We start from the raw sequence: 8,860 nt of genomic DNA, 5'->3' as shown, positions 1-8,860 counted from the left end.
ATGCAACCGTTTTGACAGAAGCAGGATATGTTGAGAAGATGTAGAAAGTATTTTGACACGTCTTTTGCAAGCAGCAGATTATGATGTAACCAAAGCTGAAAGAGGAATTGTTTTTATCGATGAGATAGATAAAATTGCTCGCAAAAGCGATAATCCATCTATAACTCGTGATGTTTCGGGCGAAGGTGTGCAACAAGCATTATTAAAATTGTTAGAAGGAACCGTTGTAAATGTTCCACCAAAAGGAGGAAGAAAACATCCAGACCAGAAATTTGTTGAGGTAAATACTCAGGATATTTTATTTATTGCTGGTGGTGCTTTTGATGGTATTGAAAGAATTATTTCTAAACGATTAAACCGTCAAGCAGTTGGTTATAGTACTTCAAAAAATGTCGATAACATAGATAAAGACAATTTGTTGCAATATATTATCCCAAAAGATATTAAAGATTTTGGTTTAATTCCAGAAATAATTGGTCGTTTACCAGTACTTACACACATGGATCCTTTAGATAGAGAAACCTTGCGTGCTATTTTGACACAACCTAAAAATGCCTTAATCAAACAATATCAAAAATTATTTATGATGGATGATGTTGAATTTAATATTACCGATGAAGCACTAGATTTTATTGTCGATAAAGCATTAGAATATAAGTTAGGAGCTCGTGGATTGCGTTCGCTTTGTGAAGCTATTTTAACTGATGCCATGTATGAATTACCAAGTTCAGATGATAAAATTCTGAATATTGATAAGGAATACGCACATCATACCTTAACAAAAAATTTACTGAAGCGATTGGAAATTGCTTCTTAGATAGAAACAAAAAAACAACTTGAACAGAGTTGTTTTTTTGCTTTTAAGAATTATTTTTATAAGATAAAGTTAAACATTTGCTATCAATTGATATCAACTTAAAAAACTTTGTAACTTTGTATTTTAAAATTCAAAAAAATGTTTGGAATAGGAGGAGGAGAATTAGTATTTATCATTTTTATAGCCTTGATGCTTTTTGGATCAGATAAGATTCCAGATGTTGCCCGTACTATGGGAAAAGCGATGGCACAACTAAAAAATGCTACAAACGAAATAAAAAGTGAAATCACAAAAAGTGCCGATATAGATGGATTAGATTTTAAGAATTTAACTAGCGGTTTCACTTCCGAAATTGACAATGTAAAACAAGGATTCAATAAAATGATTACCGATAATTCATCAGATTCTTTAGGCACAAAATCTATCACCGACAATATCACTTCCGAAATTGATAAGGTCAAAGAAAATCTAGATGATCTTACAGGGCCAATAAAACGTCAGTCGTAATGCTGGAAAAAATAATCGCAATAGATAAAGAATTACTTGTTTTTCTGAATGGTTTAGGATCACAAACTTTCGACCCGTTGTGGTTAATTATTACAAAACAATCCAGTTGGATTCCACTTTTTGTATTCTTATTATATTTAGTTTATAAAAAATTTGGACCAAAACAAACAATTATTGTTGTGCTTTTCGTTGCCGTTTTACTCACAGTAAATAATACAATTACCGAATTATTTAAAGCTACATTTCAACGATTACGACCTTGTAACGACTCGGAAATTAAGGATATAATTAGAAACATAAAACCAAGTTCGTCTTTTAGTTTTTTCTCGGGACATTCCTCAAATACGATGGCAGTTTTCGTGTTTCTATATTCAATATTAAAAAAGAAATATAAGTATTTTTGGTTACTAATTCTCTGGCCATTGGTCTTTGCCTACAGTCGTATTTACTTAGGATTACATTTCCCTACAGATATCCTTGCAGGATATACTTGCGGAATGATTACAGGTTATATAACATATATAATCTATCAAATATTACAAGCGAAATTTTTCAAGAATTATTCTTAGGAGCTATTCCAGCTTTACGTTACAATCTTTTGTTTTTTTCTTTAAAAAAACAAAAGGATTTCAACTTCAAACGAAGTTCACTGAACTCCAATTGAAATGAAAGTTAAGTGAAGTAATCTGGGCTAGAGCAATCGGCTAACAGTTAAGCCATCTCTTATAGGTAACAAAACCGTTTCAACTCTCGGGTCATTTTTTAAAAGTAAATTATATTCCAACAAAATTTTCGTACTTAAATCGTTTTTTTCTAAAGGCAAAACGACTTTTCCAGACCACAAAACATTGTCGGACAAAATAATGCCACCTTTATTCATTTTAGGGACAATCAGATTAAAATAATTAATGTAATTTTCTTTATCGGCATCAATAAAAACCAAATCTAATTTCAAATCTAAATTCGGGATAATATTAACAGCTTCACCTAAATGTTGCACAATTTGATTTCCCCAAGGCGATTTGTCAAAATATTTTCGCTGAAAATCTACTAACTCTTCCTTAATGTCAATCGTGTGTAATTGCCCGTTTTCTTGCATTCCTTCACATAAGCACAAACCAGAATAGCCAGTATAAGTACCTATTTCTAGAATGTTCACCGGGCGAATAAGTTTCGATAACATACTCAAAACCCGACCCTGAAAATGCCCGCTTAACATTCTAGGCAACAAAATTTTTTGGTAGGTTTCTTTGTTAAGTTGTGCTAATAATTCAGGCTCATTTTCTGAATGTTGCTCAATATAATCTTCTAAATCTTGAGAAAGGAAATGCATTTGATAAAATTTTAAGCAAAAATACAAATTACCAAAACAAGAATAACGAAATCAACAAAATAACGTAAATTTGCACCATGCAAATCGAGAAAAAAGACATACGAGCATTATCTAAAGAACAATTACGTGATTTTTTTGTAACGAATAATGACAAAGCATTTCGTGGTAATCAAGTGTACGAATGGTTGTGGAGCAAAGGCGCACACAGTTTCGAAGACATGACAAATGTTTCTAAAGAAACCAGACAAATGCTGGAAGGTAACTTTGTTATCAATCACATTAAAGTTGACACAATGCAACGCAGCAGTGACGGAACGGTAAAAAATGCGGTTCGTTTACACGATGGTTTAATTGTCGAATCGGTTTTAATTCCAACAGAAACAAGAACAACTGCTTGTGTTTCTAGCCAAGTTGGTTGTAGTTTAGATTGTAATTTTTGCGCTACAGCTCGTCTAAAACGCATGAGAAATCTAGAGCCTGGCGAAATTTATGACCAAGTTCTCGCTATTGATAGAGAAAGTAAATTATATTTCAATCGACCTTTGTCTAATATTGTGTTTATGGGAATGGGAGAACCACTCATGAATTACAATAATGTGATTAAAGCAATCGATATGATAACTTCTAACGAAGGATTAGGAATGTCGCCAAAAAGAATTACGGTTTCTACTTCGGGCGTTTCTAAAATGATTAGAAAAATGGCCGATGATGAGGTAAAATTCAAACTAGCGGTTTCCTTACATTCCGCTATCGAAGAGACTCGTAATCGAATTATGCCATTTACAAAAAGTTTCCCATTACCTGAATTGCGTGAAGCTTTAGAATATTGGTATCACAAAACCAAAAGTAAAATCACTTACGAATATGTAGTTTGGAAAGGAATAAATGACAACAAAGAATCGGTAGATGCCTTGGTTAAATTTTGTAAATATGTGCCTTGCAAAGTAAATCTTATCGAGTATAATCCGATTGATGATGGTGAGTTTCAGCAAGCATCGCCAGAATCTATAAATGCTTATATAAAAGCACTAGATGCAAACGGAATTATTGCAAAAGTGCGACACAGTCGTGGAAAAGATATAGATGCAGCTTGCGGACAATTAGCTAATAAAGAAGTATAATTATATACAAACTATTTTGTGTTTTATTGCATATAAGACCAATCCAATTCGAGTTTTAAGTTCTAATTTTTGAAATAATTGTTCTCTATATCCGTCAATAGTTTTTGGACTTAAACACATGCCATCTGCAATTTCTTTGTATGTTTTTTCGGTACAAGCAAGCTTTATAAATTCGACTTCTCGCTCTTTTAATACAATTTTATTTTCGTTACTGGTAAGTTTGTTTATGAGATATCCTGAAACCATTTCCGAATAATAGAAACCTTTGTTGTACACCTCAATAAGTGCTTCTTTAAAAGCATTAGGATGTGTATCTTTTAGTAGATATCCTTTTGCACCATTTGTAATCATTTTCATAATAGTGTCTTCATCATCGTTTACGGATAATGCCAAGACTTTCAAAGTAGGCTGGTTTTCCTTCAACCATTTCATGGTTTCAATACCATCCATAATAGGCATATTAACGTCGAGTAAAACAATGTCTGGTTTTTCAGATTCATTTAGAAATATATTTGTAAATTCTTTTCCATTACTATAACTCCCAATGACTGTAAACTCTTTAAATGTTCCTATTAAGTAAGAAAGTGATTGAGAAAATAATAAATGATCATCTACAATTACAATTTTTATTTTTTCCATTTAGTTAATTATTTTTCTTCGGTATTTATTGGATAATCAATAGTTATTGTTGTGCCTTTATTTTTTTCAGAGTTAATATTAAGACTAGCTTTTATTAGTTGTACTCTTGTTTTAATATTTGCTAGCCCAGTGCCACTTGATTCTTTTTTATAGTCAAAACCTTTTCCCGTGTCTATAATATTTATTTTGCAATTTTTTGAAGTGAAAAATATTTCTATGTCAATAGTTTCACTGTGTGAATGTCTTAAAATATTAGCTATGGATTCTTGCAAAATTCTATATATAATTGTTTGATGCTCTTTGTTTATTTTTTGAATTTCACCACTTACATTTAACTGATATTTTATTTTTTTTAATTCGGCTATTCTTTCTAAATCTTCAGAAATAGATTTAATGAAATTAGTATTTACAAAAACATCACCGTTCATTATTTTTGATAGTAATCTAATCTCATTTAATGATTTATTTACAAGTTCTTTAATATTTTTGAGTTCTTTTTTTGTGTATTCACCATCATTTTCGATAATAATATTCATCTGCATTAATGCTACAGAAAGTATTTGTCCAATATTATCGTGTAATTCTCTACTTACATTGGTGAGCGTTTGTTCTTTGATTTCAATCTTTGAATTAGTAAGTTCTGATTGAAATAATAAATCGGCTTCCATTTTTTCAATTAAAAATTTTGATTTCTTCTTTTGAAAAAAATAAAAAAGCACAAACAAAGTCAGCAACAGCATAAATAGCACAATGCTAAATGAAATGATTAATAGTTGTATTTCTTCTCGCTGCATATAAACCCTATTGTGAAACAAAAATTCATCAGTAAATTTAGGAAAAATATTATTAGCCCATAAACAGATGAATTATATTCAATTAAAAACCAATCTAGTGATAACATAAATGGTAGATATGGAACGAAAAAAATCAGGATTCCAAGTATAAACCAGAAAAAAATAGATTTACTATAGTCTAAAACCAAATTGGTACTAAAGAGTTCAAGTAAATATAAAAAACTTAAAATGACAATCATTATTACGCCAACAGCATAGCTATTTGTTAAAATCTGACCAAATTCATTTTGAAAAAGAAAGTAATTTATAATATAGAAAATTATAAAAACGGGCAGAAAGAGTCCCGCAAGATTTTTATAAGCTAATTTTTTTAATAATGATTTCAGTAAAATGATGTATATGGCAAAGATTACGAGAATGTAAAAATTGAATACATAATAATTGAGCAGGCCCGTCCAGGCTGTAAAATATTTCCCAACAACTTCGGTGAGGACTGAAAACCATATTGAAAATAAAAATAGCTTAGCTTTATTGTTAGGTAGCTTGTGCCAAAAAATAAGGCCGAAAATACCAGACAATAAAGCTAAATAAACGATACAAAACCTAAGATTTTCTAACATATATTATCCTCCATATTCCATTTTAGGTGGATTGCCCATAGAACCAAAATTAAGTGGTTCAATTGATGTAATGTCTTGTGAACATCCTTCCTCAACAATTGCAAATTTCTCAAACTTGCTTTCTTCAATAGATTTGCCTGTTGGAGATAAAAATATTGTAGTGTATCCAGCCCTTTCAGCTTTTTCAGTTTCTGAATATACACCTAAATAAAAACGAATGCCATCAATGGTATAACCTTGCTGATCACCTTCGCTCTTAATATATTCAATGTAATTCTCTAACTCTTCAATAGAATACCATACTGCATTTGCATCTTCTTTTCCTATAGCTTTTAAATGCAAATCGGCTCTTTTAGTGTTGTAATTGCTGTTTAATTCTGTCGCTTTTTCAGGACTTATTAACTGACTTGGTTTAATAGCTGATTTAGTTTCTTCTGAATTCATAATTAAGTTGTTTTTATGTTTTGACAAATCTAGACTTATCCATGAAATGAGACAAGGGGAAATACCCCCTTTTTTATTTAGATATAAAACCTTACAAAAAAATAGTTAATTGCCTCTTTTGTAAAAAGTTATATAATCACAATTTTACATCGGAATAAATGCTCAAAAAAACAGAAGCCGATTTATTGTCGGAAGAAGTATTTATAATAAGACAAAATAGTAATAACAATTAAATCTTTAAAGTCATGAACAACAGAAATTTTTTAAGAGTAATAATGGTAGTATTCATTATTATCGGAGGGATTATCTTTTTTATTGGAAGAAAACCTTTTCCGAAACCAGAGTGTATCGTATGTGGAGATAACATCTTAAGCATATTAGGTTTTGTCGAAGTAATATTAGGAGCTATTGCACTAAATATACAAAACAAGATTTTTAGAGCAGGAAACATCAGTCAGTAATTTTAAAACCAAAGAAAATGGCAAAGAAAGCTGTTATAGTGGGTATTAATGATTATGCTCCAATAGGAATTGGTGGTCCGGATCTAAACGGGTGTGTTAATGATGCAAGAGACATGGCCAATACTCTTGTTATATGTGGATTCGCTCCATCAAACGTGAGAATTTTAACCAATCAGAATGCGACAAGAGCCAATATGATTAGTTATCTAAACTGGCTAATAAACGAGAGCGTTGTAGGTGATTCTTTAGTTTTTTATTACTCAGGGCATGGAACCAGAGTGGCAAATATAGGAGACGATCTTGAAGTTGACGGATTGGATGAAGCCATTTGTCCTCACGATTATGCTTCTGCTGGAGTTTTAAGAGACGATGATTTCAAAGCCATTTTTGGTAATCTTAAATCGGGGGTAAACCTAGATGCCATATTTGATTGCTGCCATTCGGGTACCGGAACAAGAAAAATGAACCTTGAGTTAGAAGGATTTCCTCTTAATGAATCTCCACGTTTTATTCCGCCAATGTTGGAAGATGAGTTTTACTTCAACTATTCTAAAGATTTAGAAGTAAAAAGCGAAAAGAAAGCAAGCGAACCAATAGCAACTAAAAGAGCTTTAGTGACCGTCAAAGCAATGAATCATGTATTATGGGCCGGTTGTAAAGACAATCAGGTTTCAATGGAAGGTGATATAAGCGGTTTGACAAGAGGTTATTTTACTTACAATTTCTGTAAAATCTTAAGAGCAACCAGTGGCAATATCACTAGAAAACTTTTAGATGCTCAAACTGCAAATGCTTTGTCTGCAATGGGGGCAGCACAAATCAATCAAACAGAAAGCACTACACTCAAACGCAAACAAAAAATATTTGCGTAATCAGTAAAAATGCAACAGGCGCAATCCGAAAAGCCTTAATAGAGTAGGAACAATAATTAAATAAACAAAAAATGACAACTAAAAAAACTGATGCACCGATGTCTCTTGACGAAGTGAAAAAAGTAAAAGACATTAAAGCAAAAAAAGTCTTATCTATTGATGATAATGGTAACCTAGAAATGGAAGCTGTAGCTGTAAAAGTTTTAGAAAAAGGAGCGAGAGCGGCCATCGAAATAGCACCTCATTGTCCGGAACACTTAGATCAGATTCTTACTCCTAAAACGGATAAAGAAGGTAGTAAAAAAGCAAAATTTATTGATCGTGAAACCTTCATGCAGCCTGAAGGAGCCAGAACAATTTTTGGTACTGATCAGCGTGTTGTGTATAATTCTACAGCATATCCTTGGGGATGTGTAGGAAGAGTAGAAACGGCTTTAGGATACGGAAGTGGTGTGATGATTGGACCAAGACACTTGCTTACTTGTTGCCACATCATCGATTTTAAAGCAAATGGTACTGTTGGTGCTTTAAAGTTTTCGCCAATGTATTACAACGGCCCAAATGCCACTTTTGGTTCTGCCAACGGAATTAAAACCTATTACAAATACAAAGTGCAAGGACCTACTATAGACAGTACAGAAGGGCAATATGATTATGCTGTTGTGGTTCTTGACAGAAACATCGGGACTAAAACCGGTTGGATGGGTGCTAAAGCTTATAGCGATTCTTGGGATGGACAAGCGTTGTGGACACATGCTGGTTATCCAATGGACTTAACAGGAGCTCAAAGACCAGTTTATCAAAACACTATTGCTTTAGACGGTGATAATGCAACTACAGATGCACACGAAGCTATTTATCATCAAGCTGATATCTGGCCAGGTCAAAGTGGTGGCCCATTTTGGGGATATTGGGGAGGAACTCCATACGTAGTTGCTACTCAAAGCTGGCAAAATGCCTCTACTAATGCGGCGAGTGGTGGATCTAATTTACTGGATCTTGTCAACCAAGCAAGAACTGAATTTCCATAATTGATTTAAGTGTTATGGATGAAAAAGTAATAGAAGACTTCTTTTTAAATATCAAGGATCCTGCAAAAGTAGAATTTCTCAAATCTAAATTATGTATTGCAAAAAAAATTGAAAATCTAAATGATAAAACAGATGTCAATTTAAATCAAGATACTTTTTTTGAACCTAAAGAAGAGTTTAGAAAATATTTAGAATACAAAGAAAAATACAATCAAGCAGAA

11 protein-coding genes and 1 pseudogene are annotated in these 8,860 nt (G+C 32.2%); 8 read left to right on the top strand and 4 right to left on the bottom strand.

Features of this window, described 5'->3' with window-relative positions; all coding sequences use genetic code 11:
- From clpX to ACH2BG_RS04505, 3 genes and pseudogenes are all read left to right on the top strand, one after another.
- Nucleotides 1–817 (top strand): annotated as a pseudogene (gene clpX, locus ACH2BG_RS04515) (ATP-dependent Clp protease ATP-binding subunit ClpX); the annotation flags it as partial.
- A 138-nt stretch (nt 818–955) separates the two neighbouring features.
- Nucleotides 956–1,324, top strand: a complete 369-nt coding sequence (locus ACH2BG_RS04510) for a twin-arginine translocase TatA/TatE family subunit (RefSeq protein ID WP_395046528.1) — start codon at nt 956–958, stop codon at nt 1,322–1,324.
- Nucleotides 1,324–1,893 carry a phosphatase PAP2 family protein gene (locus ACH2BG_RS04505; RefSeq protein WP_395046527.1) on the top strand — a complete coding sequence of 190 codons (570 nt, stop codon included), beginning with the start codon at nt 1,324–1,326 and terminating at the stop codon, nt 1,891–1,893. Before ACH2BG_RS04510 ends, ACH2BG_RS04505 begins: the two co-directional genes overlap by 1 nt.
- A gap of 122 nt (nt 1,894–2,015) precedes the next feature.
- Here ACH2BG_RS04505 and ACH2BG_RS04500 read toward each other — a convergent pair whose 3' ends face one another.
- Nucleotides 2,016–2,657 (bottom strand): O-methyltransferase, encoded by a 642-nt coding sequence (locus ACH2BG_RS04500; protein ID WP_395046526.1) that lies wholly within the window; start codon nt 2,655–2,657, stop codon nt 2,016–2,018.
- 77 nt (nt 2,658–2,734) lie between these two features.
- On the opposite strand from ACH2BG_RS04500, the gene rlmN reads away from it, so the two are divergent.
- Nucleotides 2,735–3,778: a 23S rRNA (adenine(2503)-C(2))-methyltransferase RlmN gene (rlmN, locus tag ACH2BG_RS04495; RefSeq protein ID WP_395046525.1), complete on the top strand. Its 1,044-nt coding sequence runs from the start codon at nt 2,735–2,737 to the stop codon at nt 3,776–3,778.
- Here rlmN and ACH2BG_RS04490 read toward each other — a convergent pair whose 3' ends face one another.
- The 3 genes from ACH2BG_RS04490 to ACH2BG_RS04480 form a co-directional block, all read right to left on the bottom strand.
- Nucleotides 3,779–4,417, bottom strand: a complete 639-nt coding sequence (locus tag ACH2BG_RS04490) for a response regulator (RefSeq protein ID WP_395046524.1) — start codon at nt 4,415–4,417, stop codon at nt 3,779–3,781.
- A gap of 8 nt (nt 4,418–4,425) precedes the next feature.
- Complete coding sequence (locus ACH2BG_RS04485; protein WP_395046523.1) at nt 4,426–5,085, bottom strand: sensor histidine kinase; 660 nt, start codon at nt 5,083–5,085, stop codon at nt 4,426–4,428.
- A 749-nt stretch (nt 5,086–5,834) separates the two neighbouring features.
- Entirely contained in the window at nt 5,835–6,275 is a 441-nt protein-coding gene (locus ACH2BG_RS04480; protein ID WP_395046522.1) for a hypothetical protein, read from the bottom strand.
- A 275-nt stretch (nt 6,276–6,550) separates the two neighbouring features.
- Here ACH2BG_RS04480 and ACH2BG_RS04475 point away from each other — a divergent pair, with 275 nt between their 5' ends.
- From ACH2BG_RS04475 to ACH2BG_RS04460, 4 genes are all read left to right on the top strand, one after another.
- On the top strand, nt 6,551–6,736 hold the full coding sequence (locus ACH2BG_RS04475; protein ID WP_395046521.1) for a hypothetical protein: 186 nt from the start codon (nt 6,551–6,553) through the stop codon (nt 6,734–6,736).
- A 17-nt stretch (nt 6,737–6,753) separates the two neighbouring features.
- The gene (locus ACH2BG_RS04470) at nt 6,754–7,608 is read left to right on the top strand and encodes a caspase domain-containing protein (RefSeq protein WP_395046520.1); all 855 of its coding nucleotides are present in this window, start codon (nt 6,754–6,756) and stop codon (nt 7,606–7,608) included.
- Nucleotides 7,609–7,679: 71 nt separating this feature from the next.
- Nucleotides 7,680–8,639: a trypsin-like serine peptidase gene (locus ACH2BG_RS04465; RefSeq protein ID WP_395046519.1), complete on the top strand. Its 960-nt coding sequence runs from the start codon at nt 7,680–7,682 to the stop codon at nt 8,637–8,639.
- A gap of 14 nt (nt 8,640–8,653) precedes the next feature.
- The coding region (locus tag ACH2BG_RS04460) for a hypothetical protein (RefSeq protein WP_395046518.1) at nt 8,654–8,860 on the top strand (207 nt) is incomplete at its 3' end.

This window comes from Flavobacterium sp. (genome assembly GCF_043779715.1).
GTDB lineage: Bacteria > Bacteroidota > Bacteroidia > Flavobacteriales > Flavobacteriaceae > Flavobacterium.
This window is presented reverse-complemented; position numbering and strand designations above follow the sequence as displayed.

Excerpts from the sequence above, each read along its gene's own strand:
- ACH2BG_RS04510 (WP_395046528.1), top strand. The coding sequence starts at position 956 with ATGTTTGGAATAGGAGGAGGAGAATTAGTATTTATCATTTTTATAGCC.
- ACH2BG_RS04505 (WP_395046527.1), top strand. The coding sequence starts at position 1,324 with ATGCTGGAAAAAATAATCGCAATAGATAAAGAATTACTTGTTTTTCTG.
- ACH2BG_RS04500 (WP_395046526.1), bottom strand. The coding sequence starts at position 2,657 with ATGCATTTCCTTTCTCAAGATTTAGAAGATTATATTGAGCAACATTCA.
- rlmN (WP_395046525.1), top strand. The coding sequence starts at position 2,735 with ATGCAAATCGAGAAAAAAGACATACGAGCATTATCTAAAGAACAATTA.
- ACH2BG_RS04490 (WP_395046524.1), bottom strand. The coding sequence starts at position 4,417 with ATGGAAAAAATAAAAATTGTAATTGTAGATGATCATTTATTATTTTCT.
- ACH2BG_RS04485 (WP_395046523.1), bottom strand. The coding sequence starts at position 5,085 with ATGGAAGCCGATTTATTATTTCAATCAGAACTTACTAATTCAAAGATT.
- ACH2BG_RS04480 (WP_395046522.1), bottom strand. The coding sequence starts at position 6,275 with ATGAATTCAGAAGAAACTAAATCAGCTATTAAACCAAGTCAGTTAATA.
- ACH2BG_RS04475 (WP_395046521.1), top strand. The coding sequence starts at position 6,551 with ATGGTAGTATTCATTATTATCGGAGGGATTATCTTTTTTATTGGAAGA.
- ACH2BG_RS04470 (WP_395046520.1), top strand. The coding sequence starts at position 6,754 with ATGGCAAAGAAAGCTGTTATAGTGGGTATTAATGATTATGCTCCAATA.
- ACH2BG_RS04465 (WP_395046519.1), top strand. The coding sequence starts at position 7,680 with ATGACAACTAAAAAAACTGATGCACCGATGTCTCTTGACGAAGTGAAA.